The sequence below is a fragment of the Streptomyces avidinii genome, from assembly GCF_014650695.1.
GTDB classification, from domain to species: Bacteria; Actinomycetota; Actinomycetes; order Streptomycetales; family Streptomycetaceae; genus Streptomyces; species Streptomyces avidinii.
In genome coordinates this window covers 193,449-216,400 of the sequence record NZ_BMVL01000004.1, presented here as the reverse complement: position 1 = coordinate 216,400, position 22,952 = coordinate 193,449, and the positions used below count along the sequence as shown (strand labels likewise).

The 22,952-nt window shown below is 70.7% G+C and carries 15 protein-coding genes; 7 read left to right on the top strand and 8 right to left on the bottom strand.

Annotation, left to right across the window (positions count from 1 at the left end; all coding sequences use genetic code 11):
- The first annotated feature begins 465 nt into the window (after positions 1-465).
- Positions 466-4,740 (top strand): ricin-type beta-trefoil lectin domain protein, encoded by a 4,275-nt coding sequence (locus IE257_RS12020; protein WP_189967670.1) that lies wholly within the window; start codon positions 466-468, stop codon positions 4,738-4,740.
- Between the two features lie 243 nt (positions 4,741-4,983).
- Positions 4,984-7,200: a terpene synthase family protein gene (locus tag IE257_RS12015; RefSeq protein WP_189967668.1), complete on the top strand. Its 2,217-nt coding sequence runs from the start codon at positions 4,984-4,986 to the stop codon at positions 7,198-7,200.
- A gap of 62 nt (positions 7,201-7,262) precedes the next feature.
- Here IE257_RS12015 and IE257_RS12010 read toward each other — a convergent pair whose 3' ends face one another.
- Positions 7,263-8,504, bottom strand: a complete 1,242-nt coding sequence (locus IE257_RS12010) for a GNAT family N-acetyltransferase (protein WP_189967666.1) — start codon at positions 8,502-8,504, stop codon at positions 7,263-7,265.
- A gap of 183 nt (positions 8,505-8,687) precedes the next feature.
- On the opposite strand from IE257_RS12010, the gene IE257_RS12005 reads away from it, so the two are divergent.
- On the top strand, positions 8,688-9,230 hold the full coding sequence (locus IE257_RS12005; RefSeq protein ID WP_189967665.1) for a GNAT family N-acetyltransferase: 543 nt from the start codon (positions 8,688-8,690) through the stop codon (positions 9,228-9,230).
- A gap of 185 nt (positions 9,231-9,415) precedes the next feature.
- Positions 9,416-9,883 (top strand): OsmC family protein, encoded by a 468-nt coding sequence (locus IE257_RS12000; RefSeq protein ID WP_189967663.1) that lies wholly within the window; start codon positions 9,416-9,418, stop codon positions 9,881-9,883.
- A 28-nt stretch (positions 9,884-9,911) separates the two neighbouring features.
- Here the strand turns inward: IE257_RS12000 and IE257_RS11995 are convergent, their stop codons facing one another.
- The 6 genes from IE257_RS11995 to IE257_RS11970 form a co-directional block, all read right to left on the bottom strand.
- Positions 9,912-11,153 carry a YncE family protein gene (locus tag IE257_RS11995; protein WP_189967661.1) on the bottom strand — a complete coding sequence of 414 codons (1,242 nt, stop codon included), beginning with the start codon at positions 11,151-11,153 and terminating at the stop codon, positions 9,912-9,914.
- A 142-nt stretch (positions 11,154-11,295) separates the two neighbouring features.
- Positions 11,296-12,447, bottom strand: coding sequence for an XdhC family protein (locus tag IE257_RS11990; protein WP_189967659.1), 1,152 nt, complete (start codon positions 12,445-12,447; stop codon positions 11,296-11,298).
- A gap of 135 nt (positions 12,448-12,582) precedes the next feature.
- Positions 12,583-14,046 (bottom strand): NCS2 family permease, encoded by a 1,464-nt coding sequence (locus tag IE257_RS11985; RefSeq protein WP_189967657.1) that lies wholly within the window; start codon positions 14,044-14,046, stop codon positions 12,583-12,585.
- A 321-nt stretch (positions 14,047-14,367) separates the two neighbouring features.
- Entirely contained in the window at positions 14,368-16,770 is a 2,403-nt protein-coding gene (gene pucD / locus IE257_RS11980; protein WP_189967655.1) for a xanthine dehydrogenase subunit D, read from the bottom strand.
- Positions 16,771-16,772: 2 nt separating this feature from the next.
- Entirely contained in the window at positions 16,773-17,405 is a 633-nt protein-coding gene (locus IE257_RS11975) for a (2Fe-2S)-binding protein (protein WP_189967653.1), read from the bottom strand.
- A 2-nt stretch (positions 17,406-17,407) separates the two neighbouring features.
- Positions 17,408-18,304 (bottom strand): FAD binding domain-containing protein, encoded by an 897-nt coding sequence (locus IE257_RS11970; RefSeq protein ID WP_189967651.1) that lies wholly within the window; start codon positions 18,302-18,304, stop codon positions 17,408-17,410.
- A 254-nt stretch (positions 18,305-18,558) separates the two neighbouring features.
- Here IE257_RS11970 and IE257_RS11965 point away from each other — a divergent pair, with 254 nt between their 5' ends.
- Together IE257_RS11965 and IE257_RS11960 are read left to right on the top strand one after the other, a co-directional pair.
- On the top strand, positions 18,559-20,238 hold the full coding sequence (locus IE257_RS11965; RefSeq protein ID WP_189967649.1) for a PucR family transcriptional regulator: 1,680 nt from the start codon (positions 18,559-18,561) through the stop codon (positions 20,236-20,238).
- Positions 20,239-20,403: 165 nt separating this feature from the next.
- Complete coding sequence (locus IE257_RS11960) at positions 20,404-21,192, top strand: hypothetical protein (protein WP_229920290.1); 789 nt, start codon at positions 20,404-20,406, stop codon at positions 21,190-21,192.
- Positions 21,193-21,276: 84 nt separating this feature from the next.
- Here IE257_RS11960 and IE257_RS11955 read toward each other — a convergent pair whose 3' ends face one another.
- On the bottom strand, positions 21,277-21,978 hold the full coding sequence (locus IE257_RS11955) for a GntR family transcriptional regulator (protein ID WP_372453017.1): 702 nt from the start codon (positions 21,976-21,978) through the stop codon (positions 21,277-21,279).
- Between the two features lie 105 nt (positions 21,979-22,083).
- Here IE257_RS11955 and IE257_RS11950 point away from each other — a divergent pair, with 105 nt between their 5' ends.
- Complete coding sequence (locus tag IE257_RS11950; RefSeq protein ID WP_189967647.1) at positions 22,084-22,944, top strand: (2Fe-2S)-binding protein; 861 nt, start codon at positions 22,084-22,086, stop codon at positions 22,942-22,944.
- Positions 22,945-22,952 lie beyond the last annotated feature (8 nt).

Below are 22,952 nucleotides of genomic sequence, written 5' to 3'. Positions count from 1 at the left end.
GCGGTTTGTCAGCCGCCTGGACCGCGGGAAGACCCAGGCCGGAAACTAGAACGGCGAGTGCGGCAACAACCGCGACCCGTGCTCTGCCACGCGCTGAGCGCATGGCAAAGCGACTCCGATGAGACAACAGGATCCCCCCAGGAAACCGGTACAGGAAAAGGCCGGCCCGTGAGGGTCCGGACCAAGTGCACGCTATGGAACGGGCGTTGGGAAGTCTAAGGAGATATTAAGAATGTCCCGCCATGAGCAATGTCACCCATGGACAACATGGCGATTCGTGACATGAACCGGACATCGCACCTTCACAGGTTTCTCACAGACTGTTGACAGGTTTGCAGATCGGAAGGAACTGTGCCCCTGACTTCTCTTCATTTACCGCTGACAGCGAGGACCTCCGACTTGAGGCCTGCATTCCTTTCAAGCCACTCCGGCCCGGGGGTGTCCGGCAGACGCCGCTCCCCCGGCATGCTCACCATCCCCTTGGCCGGCGCCGCCGTAATCGCTCTCGGGGCCGGTCTGCTGACCGGCCCTCCTGCGTACGCCGCCGAGGAGCGCGGCCACGGCCCGGCCGACACCTCCTGGCCCACACCCCCGCCCCCGCCGTCATCCGGGGCGTCCTCGGCGATCGGTACCGCGAAGGCCCGGGCCAAGAGCGACGGCAAGCGGGTCCTCATCGACTCGCTGACGACGGCCAGTTCACAGACCTTCGCCACCCCGGGCGGGACGCTCACCACAGAGACCTCGCTCGCGCCGGAGCGGGTGAAGAACCCTTCCGGAAAATGGCAGAAAGTCGACGCAACCCTGCAGACCACCGCCGACGGCACGGTGGCCCCGCTGGCCGTCCCCTCCCGCCTCGCCTTCTCCGGCGGCGGAACGGGTCCGATGGCCACCATGACGGCCGCCGACGGCAAGAAGCTGGCCCTCAAGGCACCCTTCTCGCTGCCCAAGCCGACGCTCAACGGGGACAGCGCCCTCTACCCGTCCGTTCTGCCGGGCGTGGACCTCGAACTCACCGCCACCACCGTCGGCGGCTGGCGCCAGGTACTGATCGTCCGCACCGCCGAGGCCGCCGCCAGTCCCGCCCTCCAGAAGCTCCAGTTCCCCGTCGAGACCGACGGCCTGACGGTCAGTGCCGACGCGGCCGGCAACCTCAAGGCGGCGGACGCCCAGGGCAACGCCCGCTTCACCGCCCCGACCCCGGTCATGTGGGACTCGGCCCGCTCCGCGTCGACCGGCGGCGCCGGCGCCGGCCGCACGAAGTCGGCGGGCGCCTTCGCCAAGCAGGCCGCGCCGGCCGAGGAAACCCCCCTGGCCCCCTCGATCGCGTCGAGCTCCGACGGCCCCGGCGAGGGCGCCACGGTGAAGCCGATCGCCACCACCGTCGACGACCGCGGCATCCAACTCGTCCCTGACACCGCGCTCCTCGGTCAGGGCACCGGCCCCTGGTACATCGATCCGGGCTGGGCGCCCAGCCTGAACAACGCCAACCAGGCGTGGGCCCAGGTCCAGGAGGCGTACCCGGACACCAACGAGTTCAACGGCACGCAGTACGGGCAGGACAGGCCCGCCACCGGCTACTGCGGTTACAACGTGGGCAATCCGCCGTGCGACGGCATCGGCAGGACCCGCGCCTACTTCCAGATCGGCGTGGACACCCGGCTCTACGGCACCGAGGTCCTCAGCGCACGGTTCGAGGCGAACGTGGTCTCCTCCTCGAGCCCGAGCACCCAGACCCCGATGGGTCTGTATTCCACCAACGCCATCGGCAACCCGACCAGCTGGAACCGGCAGCCCTGCGACAAGAACTCGCACATGGGCGGCTGCGCGAAGGAAGCCGGCATCACCATGTCGGGGTCCGGTGGCATTGCCTTCGACGTCAAGAACCTCGTGAAGAGGGCGGTCCAGTACAGGTGGCCCACCATCACCGTGGGTCTCGCTCCCGACAACGAGTCCGACAAGTACTACCGCCAGCGGTTCGACAACACCCCGCGCATCGTCGTCGAGTACGACATCACGCCCACCGTGTCGTCGCCCCGCACCGGCCCGACGCCCGGTTTCGCCGACACGAACACCTACGCGGGCTGCCGCACCCCCGGAGCCGCCAACGCCTGGGACAATCCGGGCTGGGTCGGCACCAACAACAACATCACCTTCACCGCCGACACCCACTCGGCCACCGGCCTCCAGCTGTGGACGGCCTTCATCTACTGGGACGACGACAACGCCGGGAAGACCGACTTCAAGGAGAGCGGTTGGAACGGCAGCAGCGGTCCCGTCACCGTCGATGCCGGTCAGCTGATCGACGGCCACCAGTACGGCTGGCACGCCCGCAACACCGACGGCTTCCTGACCAGCGCCGACAGTGAGTGGTGCTTCTTCCGCGTCGACCGCACCCCGCCGACCGCCACCGTCGCCTCCGCGGACTTCCCCGCGTCCGGCACCATCGGGGCGCACCCGAAGCTCGTCGGCCAGGAGGGCACCTTCACGCTCAGCGGCACCGACCCCGCCCCGGCGACCGGTACCCGCACCTCCGGCCTGGCCTGCGCCCGCTGGACCACCGACCCGGTCAAGGCGGCCGCCACCGGCTGGAAGTGCACCGACCCCGGCGTGATCAAGCTGACCGGGGGCAAGGCCGACGTCAAGGTCACCCCGCCGCACTGGGGCACCAACTACGTCTACCTGCAGACCCAGGACAACGCGGGCAACATGTCCCAGCCGTTCGTCTACAGCTACTACGCGCCGTCCAACCCCGACGCGGGCAAGCCCGTGTTCGGTGACATCAACAACGACCGCAAGCCCGACGTGCTGCTTCCCGACACCGCCGGGAACCTTCGCACGATCGCGGGCGGCCAGGACCCGTACGGCGCGCCCAACGCGGTCGTCCAGGCGGCGCCCGGCGCCACCCCCAACTGGAACGGTGTCCAGATCAGCCACCGGGGCAGTCTGGGACGCAAGACCGTCGACGACCTCTTCGCCCATGAGCCCGGCAAGGCCGAGCTCTACCTCTACAGCAACGACAACAGCGGCCGCCTCGACGGGCAGGCCAACGCGCCGATCACGAAGCCGGCCACCTGCGTGACCCCGGCCGGCGCCTCGATCGACTGCGCGGCCCACGGCTACGGCGTCACCAACTGGTCCAAGGTGACCCAGATCGCGGCGTTGGGTTCCCCCACCGGGGACTCGGGTGACACGGCGGACAAGCTGCCCACCACGTCCCTGCTGTTCGTCGAGAACGGACGGCTGTGGCTGGGCACCGCGGGCTCGCTCAACGCGCTCGCCCCGCAGGCCGTCCTCCTCTCCGCCAACGACACCAAGTGGGCCGGCTACGACCTGCTCACCCCCGGCCGCGCGCAGGGCACCGACTTCCCGACCCTGTGGGCCCGTTCCAAGACCGACGGCACGCTCCACGCCTTCTCGGTCAAGGGCACGGCCCAGGCGCCCGACCTCACCGGCTTCACCAACCCGGCCGCGGGCCTCGTCTCCGGCACGATCGACCCGAAGGTCTACCCGCGGGTCGGCTCCGAGGGCGACCTGACCGGCGACGGCATCCCCGACCTGTGGGCCGTCGACACCAACCAGCAGCTCGTCGCCTTCAACGGCGTCGGCACCGCGACGCCCTTCCCGACCGCCACCGGTGTCAGCACGACCCCCGTCACCCTGGGCAACCTCAACCTGCCCAAGGCGCAGTGGAAGCTGACCGGTCGGACCGGCACGACCACCCCGAGCGCCGTCGGCAGCTTCCCCGCCACGACGACCAACGTCACCTTCCCCGCGGCCGAGAACATCGGCGGCCGCAGCTCGTCCTACGCGGCGTTCAGCAACGCGGGCGGCTCTTACGCCAGCACCACCGGCCCCGTCATCGACACCCGCAAGAGCTTCACCATCAGCACGTGGGTCAAGGCCACCGAACTCGGCGGAGTCGTCCTCAGCCAGGATCTGGGCCGCAACAGCTCGCTGCTGCTCTTCCCCAACCACAACAAGAAGGTCTGGCAGTTCTCCATCGCCAACGGCGACACGAACCCCTGGCCGTACGACGAGACCAATGAGGTCAACAGCGCCGGCACCATCACCCTGAACACCTGGCAGCAGCTGACCGCCGTCTACGACGAGAACACCGGCCTCATGCGCCTGTACGTCAACGGCACCCTTGCGGCCACCGGCCACCACAAGGCGTCCACCAGCCCGGCCCCCGTCGGCCCCTTCCACCTGGGCCGCTTCAAGGACGCCGGTGCGTACCTCGACTCCTCCCCCTTCAAGGGCGGCATCAGCAACCTCGCCGTCTACCCCTACGCCGCCCCCGTCACCGCCCCGCAGGCGACCGGGCCGATCCACCTGACCGCGCCCACGGGCTTCTGCGTGGACAACGACTTCGACCGCCTCGAGGACGGCAACAAGATCCAGCTCTGGGGCTGCACCGGCGGCGCCCCCCAGCAGTTCCAGATCTCCAACGACGGCACCATCCGCAACCAGGGCATGTGCCTCAACGCCGCCGGCGGCGGTGTCGTCAACGGCACTCTCATCGAGCTCCGCACCTGTGACGGCAGCGCCGGCAGCCAGCAGTTCCTGCCCCGGGCCGACGGTGGCATCTACCACCCCGCCTCCGGTCGCTGCCTCGACCTCGGCAACTACGACACCACTCCCGGAAGGCAGCTCTGGCTCTACGACTGCCACGCCGGCCCGGCCCAGCGCTGGACCGTCCCCACCCTCGGCACGGCGCCGCTCCCGATCCCCACGCCGTAACCGCACATCGCACATCGCACGAACGGAGGCCGCCTTCCCGCACCCGGCAAGGCGGCCTCCGCCGTTCCCTCCCCCGCCCCGTAGCCCCCGGCAGGGCCCCGCGGCGCGGAACGGGCGGTTCGTCACCTGATGAAGTGAATTCACCCTTGTCCCATGCGTACCAGGGGTAGGGCACTGCTGATCTCGTGCGGGGGACCGGGCCGACCGGGCTCCCGTACCCATGGACGAAAGGCCGAGCCCGCCGTGACGCAGCCGTTTCAACTGCCGGATTTCTATGTTCCCTATCCGGCACGACTGAACCCCCACCTGGAGGACGCGCGGACCCACACCAAGCAGTGGGCGCGCGACTTCGGGATGCTGGAGGGGTCCGGCGTCTGGGAGGAGAGCGACCTCGACTCGCACGACTACGCACTGCTCTGCTCGTACACCCACCCCGACTGCGACCGCGACGCCCTGGCGCTGGTCACCGACTGGTACGTGTGGGTGTTCTTCTTCGACGACCACTTCCTGGAGATGTACAAGCGCTCGCAGGACCGCGACGGCGCCAAGGAGTACCTCGACCGGCTCGCCGCCTTCATGCCGATGGACCTGTCCGGCGGGTTCCCCGAGGCCACCAACCCGGTGGAGGCGGGACTCGCGGACCTGTGGGCGCGGACCGTTCCCGCCATGTCCGCCGACTGGCGGGAACGGTTCTCCTTGTCGACGAAGAACCTCCTCAACGAGTCCATGTGGGAGCTCGCCAACATCAACATCGGGCGCGTCGCGAACCCGCTCGAATACATCGAGATGCGCCGCAAGGTGGGTGGCGCCCCCTGGTCGGCCGGCCTGATCGAGTACGTGTCCGCCGAGGTCCCCGCGCGCGTCGCGCACTCCCGCGCGCTCGGCGTCCTGCGCGACGCGTTCTCCGACGCCGTGCACATCAGGAACGACATCTTCTCCTACCAACGCGAGGTCGCCGACGAGGGTGAACTCTCCAACGCCATCCTGGTGTTGGAGACCTTCCTCGGCTGCACCACCCAGGAGGCCGCCGAGGCCTCCAACGACCTGCTCACCTCCCGCCTCCAGCAGTTCGAGCAGACCGCGCTCGTCGAGCTCCCCCAGCTCTTCGCCGACCACGCGCTGAACCCGGCGGAGATCGCGGCCGTCCTCGCCTACGCCAAGGGCCTGCAGGACTGGCAGTCCGGCGGCCACGAGTGGCACATGGTCTCCAGCCGGTACATGAACAAGGAGGCCCGGCCCACCGCCCCGACCACCCTGCCCTTCCTGCCGTCCGGGCTCGGCACCACCGCGCTCGACCTGCGGTCCGTGTTCACGAAGCGCTCGATGGAGCTGCGCCACCGCTCCTTCACCCACGTGCCCTTCGAACGCACCGGCCCCTCCGTCATCCCCGAGATCTACATGCCGCACCGGCTCAGCCTCAGCCCGCACCTGGCGCACGCGCGCGAGGAATCGGTGGCCTGGTCCCGGCGGATGGGCCTGCTGGACCCTCAGCCCGGCGACCCCGGCTCGGCCATCTGGACCGAGGAGCGGCTGCGCGGCTTCGACTTCGCCGTCTGCTCGGCGGGGATCGACCCCGACGCCACACCGGAGCAGCTGGTGCTCAACGCCTGCTGGCTGACCTGGGGCACGTACGGGGACGACTACTACCCGGTGGTCTTCGCCCAGAGCAGGAACCTTCCGGCCGCCAAGGCGACCACCGCCCGCCTGATCTCCATGATCCCGGTCGACCACGCCGGACAGCCCGAGCCGGTGACCGCGATGGAGCGCGCTCTCGGCGACCTGTGGGTGCGCACCAGCGCCGGCATGTCCGTCGAGCAGCGCACCGAGTTCCGGGCCACCTTGGTCAGCATGCTGGAGAGCTGGCTGTGGGAGGTGGACAACCAGGTCCAGAACCGCATCCCTGACCCGGTGGACTACGCGGAGATGCGCCGCCACACCTTCGGCAGCCACCTCACGATGTACCTGTGCCGCCTCGGGCACCAGGGCCGGGGGATCCCCGAGGAGATCTACACCTCCGGGACCATCCGCTCACTGGAGAACGCGGTCGCGGACGCCGCCTGCATGATCAACGACATCTACTCCTACCAGAAGGAGGTGGAGGTCGAGGGCGAGGTCCACAACTACGTCCTGGTCACACGGAACTTCTTCGACATCGACTACCCGCAGGCCCTGCACATCTGCCATGAGCTGATGACCCGGCGGACCGAGGAGTTCGAGCACATCGTGGCGACCCAGCTGCCGCTGCTCTACGACGACTGGAAGCTCGGCGCCGAGGCCCGGGAGGCGCTGGACGCGTACGTGGGCGAGCTGAAGGACTGGCACGCCGGCATCCTCAACTGGCACGAGAAGATCCGCCGTTACCGCCCGGAGGACCTGCACCCGCAGCCCGACCTGCTGTCCACCCGCATCCTGGGCCCAGGCTTCGGCATGTCGGCCGCCCGGATCTCACTGCCCGCCTGACCCCGAGGCCGTGCGGCGGGGGCAGGACCGGCTCGCCGGCCGACCGCCCCCGCCGCCGGACCTCAGAACTCGTCGCTCGTGTGCGGCAGTACCGGCGTGCGCAGGGCCGCGTCCAGGGCCGCCGCCGCGCCGGGGGTGTGCTCCTGGACCAGGCCGGCCAGGGCGAGCTCCTCGATCCGGGTTCCGCCGAGGTAGCACGCGGCCAGTTCCCGTACGTCCAGGGCCAGGTCTGCCGTGGCGGAGTCCGCGTGGTCGTTCTCGTACGTCGCCCCGGCCGGCCCCGCCTTGAGCCGGAACCGCCCGGCGTTGGCGGGCAGCCGTACGTCGTGCACCTCCAGCACCACCTCCACCGGCGCGGCCCAGGAGCGCGCCGTCAGGGCGGCGCGTACGTCGACCAGGCGCACCCAGAGCGCCGGGAACTGGGCGGTGACCCGTACCTGGTCCCGGTCCGCGGCGAAGTGCAGCAGCGGGTCGTCGAGCGGGCGGCCCCACGCCGAGACCTTGCCGGTGAGGTCGAGGGAAGCCACGCACTCCCACAGCGCGGCGGCGACCGCCGGGGTGTCGGCCTCCAGCTCGTCGACCCGGACCCGGCCCGGCACGCGGACGGCCGCGGCGTCGTCCTCCGGCTTGGTGCGGTAGAGCACGTATCCGGCGATCGGCTCGCCCGCTCCCCCGAGGACGATGATCCGCGGCGGGCTCAGCTCCTCGTCCTCCTCGTCCTGTTCGGCGAGCCACTCCTCGCGCCACCGCTCCGCGCTGCGGGTGGGACGGCCGGCCCGCCCGGCACGGGCGGCCTCGTGGAAGGGCCCGATCACGGCGAGGGCCTCCTCCGGGTCGAGGAGCCGCAGCGGCCGCCGGTCCGGTTCGATGCGCAGGGCCAGCGGGCGGGTGGAGTCGATCTCGATGGTGGCTCCGGTGGTGGCGCTGCCGTAGCCGAAGCGGCCGTAGATGGCGGCTTCGGAGGCCCAGAGGGCGGCGATCGGACTGCCCGCGGCGGCCGTCCGCCGCAGCATCTGCGTCATCAGTGCGGTGAGTACGCCGCGCCTGCGGTGGGTGGGGGCGACGCAGACGAAGGTGAGCCCGGGGCAGGGCAGGTCCGCCCCGGGCACCGAGAGCCGGAAGTCGTGCGCGGCCATGAAGCCGACCAAGGCGGCGCCGTCGTAGGCGCCGATCCGGTCGCAACTCGCGAGCAGCGCGTGGTGCTTGTCCCGGACCTCCTTCTCGGGCCGGTCGTGGAAGACCAGGTACGCGAGCTCCAGAGCACGGTCGATGTCGGACTCGGGTACTTCGCGGATGTCCACCATGATCGCGAGACTAATCGGTCATCGCGGACCGGTCATCCCATAAGGGCCGGAGGTCATGGATTTCAGTCGCTCCGGCGGTCGGCCGCCGGGGTGTGCCGCCCCGGTGTCTCCGAAATTCCGTCGCCTCCGTGATCATCTGTGGCTACCGTGTGCCTCCGGACGTCACGGAGTGAGGATCAGAGCTTGATCGAGGGAGAACTCGTCGCACTGCGCGCACTGCGCGCCGAGGACGCGGAGCACCACCTGCGCTGGCGCAATGACCCCGAGGTGGCCCGTTGGGCGTCCGCCGGGGACCCGTGCTTCGGCCCGGTCACACGGGAGGCGCTGACGATGCTCTTCGAGCGGATGCTGGTGCTCTCGCCCCGGGAGTCGGCGGTGTTCACGGTGGAGACCTTGCCGGACCGCCGGGTGATCGGCACCGTCGACTACCGCGACCTGGACCCCTGGGCCGGATCGGCCACGCTCGGGATCACCATCGGCGAGCGGGAGTTCTGGGGCCGGGGGCACGGCTCCGAGGCGATGCGGCTGTTGGTCGACCACCTCTTCGGCGCCTTCCCGCTCACCCGGCTCCAGCTCGACACCTGGAGCGGGAACGAGCGGGCCGTACGAGCGTTCACCCGGCTCGGCTTCCGGGAGGAGGGGCGGCGGCGGGCCGCCGTGCTGCTGGCGGGTGAGCGGTACGACGAGGTGCTGTTCGGGATGCTCCGGGAGGAGTGGCGGGCCTGACCCCGCCGACGGTGCGCCCGTCGGAGGCCGGCGGTGCCTTCGATCGCCTCGCGGAGGGCGCGGCCGACACGGCCGTGGCGACGGCCGTACGATCCAGGTCGACGTCCGGCACGGTTCGACCAGGCCGCCGCCACGTCCCGGGCGTCCGCCCGCCCGGTCCGTACCCGAGAGAGGGAGCAGCCGCCATGGCCCGACTGCACTCCTACACCACCCGCGTGACCTGGACCGGAAACCTCGGCACCGGCACCAGCCACTACCGCGCCTACTCACGGGCGCACGAGGTGGTCGCCGCAGAGCTGCCGGCGATCCTCGGCAGTGCCGACCCGACGTTCCGCGGTGACGCCTCCCGCTGGAACCCCGAGCAACTGCTGCTCGCCGCCCTGTCCCAGTGCCACATGCTCTCCTACCTGCACTTCTGCACCATCAACGGCGTGGTGGTCACCTCGTACGTCGACGAGGCGACCGGGACGATGGCCACCGCCGGGGACAGCGGGCAGTTCACGGAGGCCGTGGTGCACCCCCGGATCACCGTCGGCGACGAGTCGATGGTGGCCGCGGCGATCTCACTGCACGAGGAGGCCCACCGGGCCTGCTTCATCGCCAACTCGGTCAACTTCCCCGTCCGGCACGAGCCGACCGTGACGGTGGGCTGAGTTTCCGGGCCTGCCCCACGCCGCCGGCCTAGCGCCCGACGGGACCGGTCCAGCCCGCCGGGACATGGCCGAGCCGGACGCGCTGGGGATGGTCGCCGACGGGAACGGAGACCCGCTTGGTGCCCGTGGCGAAGTCGATGGCCGTGACCCGGTCGGCGCCGCTCTCGGAGATCACGCAGGCGCTGCCGTCGCCGTCGACCGTGGCCCAGTACGGCTTGGCGGCGGGCACGAGCGGCCCTTCGGCGAGGGTGGCCCGGTCCACGACGGTCGCGAAGTCGTCCATGGTGCCCGCGATGCAGAGCTTCGCCCCGTCGGGGCTCATGGACATGCCGTGGTGGCGGGAGTCGTTGACCCAGGTGGTGCGGTCGGGGCTGGTGGCGGGGTTCGCCGGGAGGGTCTTGAGACGGGTGATCCGGTCGGAGGGCACGTCGTATTCCAGGAAGCCGTTGAAGAAGGACACCTGGAAGTAGAGCTTCGACTCGTCGGGGCTGAAGGACACGGGGCGGACGGCGTCGGACAGGTCGCGGCGGCCGAAGGCGTCCAGCCGCTCCCGCATGTCGATCACCCGCACCGTGCGGAAGGTCTGCGCGTCGACCACGGTGATCTTGCGGTCGCCCTTCGTCCAGTCCAGCCAGGGCGCGTCCAACGCCGTGTTGACCTCGCCGATGGAGCTGTTCCACAGGAAGCGGCCGTCGCGGGTGAAGGTGTTCTCGTGCGGCTTGTCGCCGGTGCCGAAGGAGCCGACCTGGCGCCCGGTGGTGATGTCCAGGACGTGCACGGTGTTGGAGGTGGAGGCCGACACGGCGACGCGGGTCCCGTCCGGGGAGACGGCCATGTGGTCGGAGCGGTAACCGGACACCGGGAAGCGCCAGTTGATCCGGCCGGAGGTCACGTCGATGGACACGACGTCGGCGAAGCTGGGGCGGGAGACGACGACGGCGGTGCCGTCGGGGGTGGTGTACATGTCGTCGACGAACTGGTCGTGCCCCTCACCGGCGCTCTCCCGGATGCCGAGGAAGAAGGCGAGCTTCACGGGGTTGAGGTAGATCTCGCGCAGCCGCTCCGCCTTGTCGGGGACCACGTCGATCCGGCCCACCTTGGCGAGGTCGCCGGTGGAGGCGAGGACGTCGGCGGTCCCCTCCCAGTTGTTCCCTACGAAGAGCACCTCGCGCAGACCGCCGCCCGGGGCGGGAGCAGTCGGGGCCGGCGTGAATGCGGTGAGCAGGGCGGCAGCTGCCAGCAGGCCCAGGGTGCGCACGGTTCGTAACATCCGATCGACTCCGCTACGGGGAAGGGATGGAGAGGGTGCCTCCTCTTACCGGCCGGTAAGATAGGGGGGACGCCGAAAGGGCGCAACCCCTACGGGTCGCGCCCTTTTCTCATCTTCGGCGGCCGGGCGGCCGGTCAGGCAGTCAAGCCACGGAGCCGATCCGGTCGATCGTCGTTCTCGAGACGTCCGGGTGGATCGGGATGTGCGCGCCGGTCAGGGCCGCGCCGCTGCCGCCGCGGCGGTTCGCGACGATCTCGGCGGCGATGGACAGCGCGGTCTCCTCCGGGGATCGAGCCCCGAGGTCCAGGCCGATCGGGGAGCGCAGCCGGGCCAGTTCGAGCTCGGTGACGCCGACCTCGCGCAGTCGCTTGTTGCGGTCCTCGTGGGTGCGGCGGGAGCCCATGGCGCCGACGTAGGCGACGGGCAGCTTGAGCGCCAGTTCGAGGAGCGGGACGTCGAACTTGGCGTCGTGGGTGAGCACGCACAGGACGGTCCGGCCGTCGACGTCGGTGGTCTCCAGGTAGCGGTGGGGCCAGTCCACGACGATCTCGTCCGCCTCGGGGAAGCGGGTCTTCGTCGCGAAGACGGGCCGTGCGTCGCACACCGTCACCCGGTAGCCGAGGAACTTGCCGATCCGCACGAGGGCGGAGGCGAAGTCGATGGCGCCGAAGACGATCATCCGCGGGGGCGGGACGCTGGACTCGACCAGTACCTGCAGGGGCTCGCCGCAGAGCCGGCCGTCGGCGCCGATCTCCAGCACGCCGGTCCGGCCGGCGTCGAGCATGGCGCGGGCCTCCTCGGCGACGGTGCGGTCCAGCTCGGGGTGTCCGCCGAATCCGCCCTGGTGGGCGCCTTCGGTACGGACGAACACGGCGCGGCCCATCAGCTCGGCCGGACCCTGCGTTATCCGGGCCACCGCCGCGGCCTCGCCGCGGGCGGCGGCGGCCAGGCCGGCCGCGAACACCTCGCGGGCGGGAGAGCCCACACGGACCGGGGTGACCAGGATGTCGATGATTCCGCCGCAGGTCAGGCCCACGGCGAAGGCATCGTCGTCGCTGTAGCCGAAGCGCTCCCGGACGGTCTCGCCGTCCTCCAGCGCCTGCCGGCACAGCTCGTACACCGCACCCTCCACGCATCCACCGGAAACCGAACCGATGGCCGTGCCCTCGCTGTCGACGGCGAGTGCGGCACCGGGCTGCCGGGGCGCGCTCCCGCCGACCGCCACGACGGTGGCGACGGCGAAGTCACGTCCCTGCTCGACCCACCGGTTCAGCTCTTCGGCGATGTCCAGCATGGGGGGCCTCCTCGGAGAGGTTCGGTTCCAGTATCGGATACGTGGAGCGTGCGGTTCTCGAAAAGCCGATCGACCAGCAGGTCGACCGGGTCGATCGGGTCGGCCTCATCGGTGGACCGACCCGATCGGTCCGGGTCAGCCGACCCCGAGCCAGTGCTCGATCGGGTTCAGGGCGAAGAACACCAGGAAGATCCCGGTCAGCGCCCACATGAAGCCGCCGATCTCCCGGGCCTTGCCCTGAGCGATCTTGATGGCCACGTACGAGATGACACCGGCGGCGACGCCGGCCGTGATCGAGTACGTGTACGGCATGATCACGACGGTCAGGAAGACCGGGATCGAGGTCGCGCTGTCGGACCAGTCCACGTGGCGGGCGTTCTGCATCATCATCGCGCCGATGACGACCAGGGCCGCGGAGGCGACCTCACCCGGGACGATCTGCGTGATCGGGGTGAAGAAGAGGCAGGCGGCGAAGAACAGGCCGGTGACGACGGAGGCGAGACCCGTGCGGGCACCCTCGCCGACGCCGGTCGCGGACTCGACGAAGACGGTCTGACCGGAGCCGCCCGAGATACCACCGATGGCGCCACCGGCGCCGTCGATGAACAGCGCCTTGGACAGGCCCGGCATGCGGCCCTTGTCGTCGGCCAGCTTGGCCTCGGTGCCGACACCGATGATGGTGGCCATGGCGTCGAAGAAGCCGGCGAGCACCAGCGTGAAGACGATCATGCCGACCGTCATGTAGCCGACGTCGCCCCAGCCGCCGAAGGAGACGTCGCCGAAGAGCGAGAAGTCCGGCTTCGAGATTGCGGAGCCGCTGAGCTCCGGCGGGCCGCTCTTCCAGGCCTTCGGATCGATGTCCACGATGACGTTGAGGATCGCGGCCAGGACGGTGCCGCCGACGATGCCGATCAGGATGGCGCCGGGCACCTTGCGGGCCTGGAGCATGAAGATGGTGATCAGGGTGACGCAGAAGAGCATGACGGGCCAGCCGGACAGCTCACCGACCGCACCGAGCTGGACGGGGGGACCGAACTCCGGACCCCTGCCCACGAAACCGGCCTTGACGAAGCCGATCAGGGCGACGAAGAGGCCGATGCCCATGGTGATCGCGTGCTTGAGCGCGAGGGGGATCGCGTTCATGATCATCTCGCGGAGGCCGGTGACGACCAGGAGACAGATCACGACACCGTAGACCACACACATGCCCATGGCCTGCGGCCAGGTCATCTGGGGGGCCACCTGCGAGGCCAGCACGCCGGACACGGAGAGACCGGCGGCAAGGGCGAGCGGCACCTTGCCGACGAAGCCCATGAGGAGCGTCGTGACGGCTGCGGCGAACGCGGTGGCGGTGATGATCGCCGAAGCGGCCATCGTGGTACCGGCGACGTCCTTGCCCGAGAGGAGCAGGGGGTTGAGCAGAAGGATGTAAGCCATCGCCATGAAGGTCGTGATACCGCCACGAACCTCATTGCCGATGTTGGAGCCTCTGTGCGTTATGTGAAAGTACCGGTCGAGCCAGGACCTGCCGGCGGGTGGCTGAGAGCCGTCGCCGGCCTCTTCCGCGGTGGTCTTGGGCTCTACTGACGATTGGGTCATGGTGCCTAACTCCCAAGGTTCAAAGGGGCACCCGCTTGGAGATTGGAGATGCGGGATTTGGGATGCTGCGTTTGGCTGCACGACCCGGGGTGACGGCCCGAGGCGACGCGAATGTGCACTGCGTGTACTGCGGGTAGTGCGGGGGTGACCGCTGGTACTACGGGGGTTCTTGCAGGGGTACTGCCGGGTGAAGGGACCGCGAGCGGTGCGGTGCTTCGTTGGTCCTCCGGACGGTGCGCCGTGAAGTGTGACGTTCCCATGCGCACCGCCCGAAGAGTCTGAGGAGGTCCGGGGGCCTCGCGGCCCCCGGACCACGCCGTCCTAGAGGGTCCCGGTGAGGGCTTCCGGACGGATCGGCGTCTTGTTGATCTCCAGACCCGTCGCCTGCCGGATCGCCGCGATGACGGCCGGGGTGGACGAGAGGGTCGGGGCCTCGCCCATACCGCGCAGGCCGTAGGGGGCCTTCGGGTCGGCGAGCTCCAGGACGTCGACCGGAATGGTCGGGGTGTCGAGGATGGTCGGGATCAGGTAGTCCGTGAAGGAGGGGTTGCGCACCTTCGCGGTCTTCGGGTCCACGATGATCTCTTCCATGATCGCGACGCCGAGACCCTGGGTGGTACCACCCTGGATCTGGCCGACCACGGAAAGCATGTTGAGGGCCTTGCCCACGTCCTGCGCGGTCGCCAGCTCGACGACCTTGACCAGGCCGAGCTCGGTGTCCACCTCGACGACCGCGCGGTGCGCGGCGAAGGTGTACTGGACGTGGCCGTTGCCCTGGCCGGTGACCAGGTCGAAGGGCTCGGTCGCCGCGTGCCGGAACTCGAGTTCGAGGTCGATGGCCTCGTTCTCCAGGATGTCGGCGATGTCCGCGAGGACCTCGCCGCCGTCGGTGACGACCTTGCCGCCTTCGAGCAGCAGCTCGGCCGTCGCCCACGCGGGGTGGTACGAGCCGTTCTTGCGGCGGCCGATCTCCAGGAGGGCCTCGCGGACCGCCTCACAGGTGTTCTTCACGGCGCCACCGGTCATGTACGTCTGCCGGGAGGCGGACGTGGAACCGGCGGAGCCGACCTGCGTGTCGGCCGGGTGGATGGTCACCTGCGTGACGCCCAGCTCGGTACGGGCGATCTGCGTGTGGACGGTGATACCGCCCTGGCCGACCTCCGCCATGGCCGTGTGGACCATCGCGACGGGCTCGCCGTTGATGACCTCGAGCCGCACGCGGGCGGTCGAGTAGTCGTCGAAGCCCTCGGAGAAGCCGACGTTCTTGATGCCGACCGCGTAGCCGACGCCGCGGACGACGCCCTCACCGTGGGTGGTGTTCGACAGACCGCCGGGCAGCGCGCGGACGTCCGCGTTCTCGCCGGCGCTCTCCCACTGGCGCTCCGGCGGCAGCGGGCGGGCCTTGACGCGGCGCAGCAGCTCGGCGACGGGCGCCGGGGCGTCCACGACCTGGCCGGTCGGCATGACCGTGCCCATCTCCATGGCGTTCAGCTGGCGGAACTCGACCGGGTCCATGCCCAGCTTCGCCGCGAGCTTGTCCATCTGGGCCTCGTAGGCGAAGCAGGCCTGGACGGCGCCGAAGCCGCGCATCGCGCCGCAGGGCGGGTTGTTCGTGTAGAGCGCGATCGCCTCGATGTCCACGTCCTCCAGGACGTAGGGACCCACCGAGAGGGAGGACGCGTTGCCCACGACCGCCGGGGAGGCGGACGCGTACGCGCCGCCGTCCAGGACGATCTTGCACTTCATGTGCGTGAGCTTGCCGTCCTTGGTGGCGCCGTGCTCGTAGTAGAGCTTCGCCGGGTGACGGTGCACGTGACCGAAGAAGGACTCGAACCGGTTGTAGACGATCTTGACCGGCTTGTTCGTGGCCAGGGCCAGGAGGCAGGCGTGGATCTGCATCGAGATGTCCTCGCGGCCACCGAAGGCACCGCCGACGCCCGAGAGCGTCATGCGGACCTTCTCCGGCGGGAGGCCCAGGACCGGGGCGATCTGCTGGAGGTCCGAGTGCAGCCACTGGGTGGCGACGTACAGCTCGACACCGCCGTCCTCGGACGGCACGGCCAGGCCGGACTCCGGGCCGAGGAAGGCCTGGTCCTGCATGCCGAAGGTGTACTCGCCCTCGACGATGACGTCGGCGCGCTTGCGGGCCTCCTCCACGTTGCCGCGGATGATCGGCTGGCGGTGCACGATGTTCGGGTGCGGGACGTGACCGATGTGGTGGTCGTCGCGGCCCTCGTGGATCAGCGGCGCGTCGGGAGCGAGGGCGGAGGCCTCGTCGGTGACGAGCGGCAGCTCGCGGTAGTCGATCTTGATCTTGGCGGCCGCGCGGCGGGCGGTCTCCGGGTGGTCGGCCGCCACGAGGGCGACCGGCTCACCGTGGTGCCGTACCCGGCCGTGGGCGAGGACCGGGGTGTCCTGGATCTCCAGGCCGTAGTTCTTCATCTCGGCCGGCAGGTCGTCGTACGTCAGCACCGAGTACACGCCGGGCATGGCGAGCGCCTCGGAGATGTCGATGGAGACGATCTCGGCGTGGGCGACGGTGCTGCGCAGCGTCTGGCCCCACAGCATGTCCTCGTGCCACATGTCCGAGGAGTACGCGAACTCGCCGGTGACCTTGAGGGTGCCGTCCGGACGGAGGATGGACTCGCCGATGCCGCCCTTGTTGTGCTTCTGGGTGACGTTCGTCGGCGTACCTGCGGGCACGGTGCGGGTGTTCTGAGCCATGGTCAGACCGCCTCTGACTGACGGGCGGCCGCGAGGCGGACCGCGTCGAGGATCTTCTCGTAGCCCGTGCAGCGGCAGAGGTTGCCGGACAGGGCCTCACGGATGTCCTGGTCGGACGGGGAGGAGTTCTCCTCCAGCAGCGCGTCCGCCTGGATGAGCAGACCCGGGGTGCAGAAACCGCACTGCACGGCACCGGCGTCGATGAACGCCTGCTGGATGTTGGAGAGCTCCACGCCCTCGCCGGTCTGCGAGTCGCCGGCCCGCGAGCGGAGCTCGCTGTTGGGTCCGTGCGCCTGCCACTGCTTGGCCGCGTCCAGGGACACGCCCTTGCTGCCGCAGCCGCCGCCGGTGCCGCAGGCACCGCCGTGGCCGTGCTCCTCGCGCTGCTTGGAGAACTCCGCCAGACCCTCGACGGTCACGACGTCGCGACCCTCGACCTGGCCGGCGGCCACGAGGCAGGAACAGACCGGCACGCCGTCGAGGCGGACGGTGCAGGAACCGCACTCGCCCTGCTCACAGGCGTTCTTGGAACCCGGCAGGCCCAAGCGCTCGCGCAGGACGTAGAGGAGGGACTCGCCCTCCCACACGTCGTCGGCTTCCTGCTGACGGCCGTTGACAGTGAAATTGACGCGCATGATTACGCAGCCCCTTCAAGCGAGCGGCCGTTGCCGGTTCCGCGGTACTGCTCCCAGGTCCAGATGAGCTGGCGGCGAGCCATGATGCCGACCGCGTGACGGCGGTACTTCGCCGTGCCGCGGACGTCGTCGATCGGGTTGGCCGCGCCGGAGGCGAGGTCACCGAACTGCTTGGCGATCGACGGGGTGATGACCTTGCCGGACTCCCAGAAGCCGCCCTCTTCGAGAGCGGCGTTCAGGAACTCCTCGGCGGCCTTCGCACGGATCGGGGTCGGCGCGGCCGAACCGATGCCGGTGCGGACCGTGCGGGTCTCCGGGTGCAGCGCCAGACCGAACGCGCACACCGCGATGACCATCGCGTTGCGGGAGCCGACCTTGGAGTACTGCTGCGGACCGTCCGCCTTCTTGACGTGGACGGTCTTGATGAGCTCGTCGGCGGCGAGCGCGTTGCGCTTGACGCCGGTGTAGAACTCGTCGATCGGGATGAGGCGCGAGCCGCGTACGGACTCCACCTCGACCTCGGCGCCCGCTGCGAGCAGCGCGGGGTGGGAGTCGCCGGCCGGCGAGGCGCAACCGAGGTTGCCGCCGACGCCGCCGCGGTTGCGGATCTGCGGGGACGCGACCGTGTGCGAGGCGAGCGCGAGTCCCGGAAGCTCCGTACGGAGGTTTTCCATGATCTGCGTGTACGGGACGGAGGCGCCCAGACGAACCACGTCCTCGCCGACCTCCCACTCCCGCAGCAGACCGATGCGGTTCAGGTCCAGGAGGTACTCCGGCCGACGGTGGTCGAAGTTGATCTCGACCATCACGTCGGTGCCACCCGCAATCGGCACAGCTGAGGGGTACTCGGCCTTAGCGGCGAGCGCCTCCTCCCAGCTGGCGGGGCGAAGGAAGTCCATGAGCGGCTCTCTTCTTCTTCATCGTGTCGTTTACTTCGAGCCAGGAGGCCCAAGAGCCCTCGACTGGTCGTTCACGTGCTGTTAACGCGGTGTGGACCCAGTACACAAGCCGCCCGTCCCCCGGGTGCAGTCACCGAAACCATGAAGGAGTTGGCTGACGGCCTCCCTCGTCTTGTAGATTCGTATGAAAGGCGGGATGCGACGACCTGCCCGATTTCCAACGGCAACATTCGAGACAGATCGGCGGCGACATCATGCGGCTGCGCGCACTGCTGGAAACCGAGGCGCTGGGGCTGCGGCTGCTCGGCGGCGAGGGTGAACTCGACCGGACGGTCCGCGGGGTCATGACGACCGACCTGCGCGATCCCAGCCGGTACCTGTCGGGGGGCGAGCTGGTCCTTACCGGCCTGGCCTGGAGACGAAATTCAGCCGACTCCGAGCCATTCGTACGAATCCTGGCGAGTGCGGGCGTGGCCGGGCTCGCCGCGGGCGAGGCGGAGCTGGGCGCGATCCCCGATGATCTCGTTTCGGCCTGCGTGCGCAACCGGCTGCCGCTGTTCGCCGTGAACGAGGACGTTGCATTCGCCACGATCACGGAGTACGTCGTACGGCAGGTCTCGGGCGAGCGTGCCGGGGACCTCGCGGCCGTCGTGGACCGACACCGCCGGCTGATGACCTCGGGTCCGGCCGGCGGCGGCCCCGACGTGGTGCTCGATCTGCTCACCACCGACCTCGATCTCCGGGCCTGGGTGCTGTCCCCCACCGGCCGGCAGATCGCCGGGGCGGGCGAGCCGCTGGCGCCGGGCGTGTGCGCAGCACTGGCGGGCGAGCACCTTGCGGCGGTCCGGACGGGCCGCAGGGGGCCGCATCGGATCTCCATCCAGGGTATTACCTACTCGCTCTTCCCGATCAGGGGACACGGCCGCGGCCCGGCCGGTCCGGCCGCCCGTGACGTGCGCGAGACGGTGCTCTCGGACTGGCTGCTGGCCGTCGAGGCGGACGCGGGCGACTGGCCCGCCGAGCGCCTGGACCTGCTCCAGGGCGTCACCCAGCTGATCGCCGTGGAGCGGGACCGGCGCGACGCGGCCCGCACCGTGCGCCGCCGCCTCGCGCAGGAGGTGCTGGAGCTGGTCCAGACGGGTGCTCCGCCCGCCGAGATCGCCGCCCGCCTGCGGGTGGCTGCGCCGGTACTGCTGCCGGGACTGGGCGCCGCCCCGCACTGGCAGGTCGTCGTGGCCCGGGTGGACTGGGAGGGCGGGGACATCCCCGGCGGCCCGGTCGCGCAGTCCCTGCTGGAGGAGATCCTCGTCGACCCGTCGGTCTCGGGGCCCGAGCCCTCGGACCGGATCGCCGTGGCCCATGCGGGTGACGAGGCCATCGCCCTGGTGCCGCTGCCCTCGCTGTCCGGGGACGCCGGGGAGGACAAGGGCCCGGACTCGGCCCTGCACGCCGACGAGCTGCTCGCGGCCGTACGGGACCCCCTGGCGGCCGGTCTGGCCGACGACGGCCGGCTCACCCTGGGCGTCAGCGCGGCCGTGCACTCCGCGGAGGGGCTGCGCGGGGCGCTGGAGGAGGCCCGGCACGCCCGCCGGGTGGCCGCGGCGCGCCCGGGCCGGGTCTGCGCGGCGGGCCACCACGAGCTGGCCTCGCACGTGCTGCTGCTGCCGTTCGTCCCGGACGACGTCCGCCGCGCCTTCACGGCCCGGCTGCTGGACCCGCTGCGGGACTACGACCGGCGCCACCGCGCGGAGCTCATCCCGACACTGGAGGCCTTCCTGGACTGCGACGGCTCCTGGACCCGCTGCGCGACGCGCCTGCACCTGCACGTCAACACGCTGCGCTACCGCGTCGGGCGAATCGAGCAGTTGACGGGCCGGGACCTGTCGCGGCTGGAGGACAAGCTCGACTTCTTCCTCGCACTGCGGATGAGCTGAGGAGATCCGCCCCTCGGCCGCAGGGTTCGGCCACGGGGCGGCTGATGATCCGTCCGGACTTTGTGAAAGAGTTCACCCAACCCCTTGGCCGATGCCGCCGATCCGTGCTCTCATTTCGCCCCAGGGCTCAATGACGCGCTGCTTGGTTGCTTTGGGGAGGGCAATGTGGCGGACACCGCCATGTCGGGTGCCGGAACAACCGGAGGGGACGACCCCCTTCAGCGGGCGATATGGCGGCTGCGCTCGCGCGGCTGTTGGACCGATGCCGCGGCGCTGCTGACGCCGCACGTCGGCAGTGCCGGAGCGGCCGTACAGCGGACCGCGCTGCTGGTGGAGCGCTGCCTGTTCACCGGCCAGGGCTGGGCCGAGGCCGAGGACGCACTGCGGATCGCCGAGGCGGTCGCCCAGGACGACGACGACCGGGGCGCGGCCGCGTGCGAACGGGGTCAGCTGGCGTACGCGGCGACCGTGCTCGGGGTGCGCGACCGGGCCGACGAGGCCCGCTCCGCGCTGGGCAGGGCGGCCGCCCTGCTGTCCCCGGGGTCCCGGACCCGCCCGCTGCTGGACTTCCGGCGCGGGCTCGTCGCGGAGCACCTGGCGGATGCCCCGCAGTCGGCCCGTCCGGCCTACCACCGGGCCCACGCAGGGGCCGAGGCGCACGGGGACACCCTGCTGCTGTCCTTCACCTGGCGGCATCTGGCCGCACTGGCCCTGCGGGACGGGGAGGTGGCCGAGGCCCGCAAGGGCTTCGCGGAATCCCTGCGCATCCGGGAGGACCTGGGCTTCCTGATCGGCACGGCCCCGGCGCTGGCGGCGCTGGCCGAGGCCGAGCCGGAGCCGGAGGCCGCCCGGCTCCGCGCGGAGGCCCGCCGACTGTTCCACCTGCTGGGCGGCATCCCCACCTGGCTGGCGGACCAACTCCACCCGACCGAATCCAGCCCCGCCGGCGTTTGAGGCGTGGGGTCCGGGGCGGAGCCCCGATCCTGAGCCCCGCCGGCGATTGAGGCGCGGGGCCCGGGGCCCGGGACAGGGCTCCGGTCAGCCGGGCGAGCCCGCGAAGTGCTCCCGCACCAGCGATTCCACCACCGGCAGGTCCCGCGCGATCAGTGCCTCCAGCAGTGCCGAGTGCTCCGCCGCATCGGCGACGAGATCCGCCCGCCGCACCCGCGGAGCACCCGGCAGGGGCCACTGGGCGCGTCGGTGGAGCTCCTCCGCCACCTGCACCAGCTGGTCGTTGCCGGCCAGTCGCAGCACGGCCCGGTGGAAGTCCCGGTCCGTCTCCGCGTACCCCGGCAGGTCACCGGCGGCCGCCGCCTCGGCCGTGGCGGCCGCGGCCGGGCGCAGGGCCTCCCAGGCGTCCGCGGGCACGCTACGGGCCAGCCGGAGCATCACGGGGACTTCGAGCAGCGCTCGTACCTCGGCCAGCTCGGCCAGCTCCCGCGGGCTGCGGGAGAGCACCCGGAACCCCCGGTTCGGGAGGCATTCCACCGCCCCTTCCAGGGCCAGCTGCTGCATCGCCTCGCGCACGGGGGTGGCGGAGACCCCGAAGCGCTCTCCCAGGGCCGGGCCGGAGTAGATCTCACCGGGCACCAGCTCGCCGTCGATCAGGGCCGCGCGCAGCGCGTCGAGCACCTGACCGCGCACCGAATGGCGCAACACCTTCTGCCTTTGTGCCGGTACCCGGGCGTGGGCCGTTTCGTGCACTCGGTCCTCCTGCGGGTCTCGACCTGTCCTGAGAATAAGTGACGGCGTGCGCCGGGCGAGGGGGGTGCGGATCGAGCCGGATCAGGTAAGGTAAGGCTAACCTGTTAACGATCGTGTGATTCTGTGATTCGGTGGCCCGTCATGACCGTCACGACCTTCTCGGCTGTCACATCCGCCCCGCCCGGCTCTGCGGTGACGGATGCGTTCGACCGGCTGGCCGAGGCGTACGGCGGGCTGCGCGTGGTCGAGCGAGCCGCTGACGAACCCCTCCCTCGCGGTGCGGGATGGGTCGGCGCGGACGAGCTCGCGGCCGGCGGGCCGGCCCTGGACGCCTTCCTCGCCTGGGACAACGCCCAGGTCCTGCGGGACTACGGGACCCACGCGCGGCCCGATGTGATCGCGGGCTTCGGGCTGCACCGGTACGCGTGGCCGGCCTGCCTGCTGATCACCCTCCCGTGGTTCCTGCACCGGCGGGCCCCGCGGTTCCCGGTCGCGGAGGTGGCCTTCCACCGGACCCTCGGCCGGATGAGCGTGCGCGTCGGGGAATTCGCCTGCCTGCCGGACGATCCTGCGGCCGCACTCCCGGGGGCCCGTGTCGTGCCCGACGAGGAGGCGCTGCGCGAAGAGGTGCGGGCTGCGGTGGCCCATCACCTCGGACCGCTGCTGGAAGGTTTCGGCCCGCGCATGCGGCGCGGCCGTCGCGCCCTGTGGGGCATGGTGACCGACGAGGTCGTGGAGGGCCTCTGGTACATCGGCAGCCTGCTCGGCGAGGAACAGCGGGCCATGGCCGAGCTGGAGGCGCTGCTGCCCGGCTCGACGGCTCCGTACACCGGGGGCGCGGGGTTCCGTACGCTCACCGGGCCCGCCGGCGAGGAACTGCCCACCCGGGACCGGGCCGGCTGCTGCTTCTTCTACACCATCCGACCCGAGGACACCTGCGTCACCTGCCCCCGCACCTGCGACGCCGACCGTATCGCCCGCCTCGCGGCGAACGCCGCCTGAACCCACCC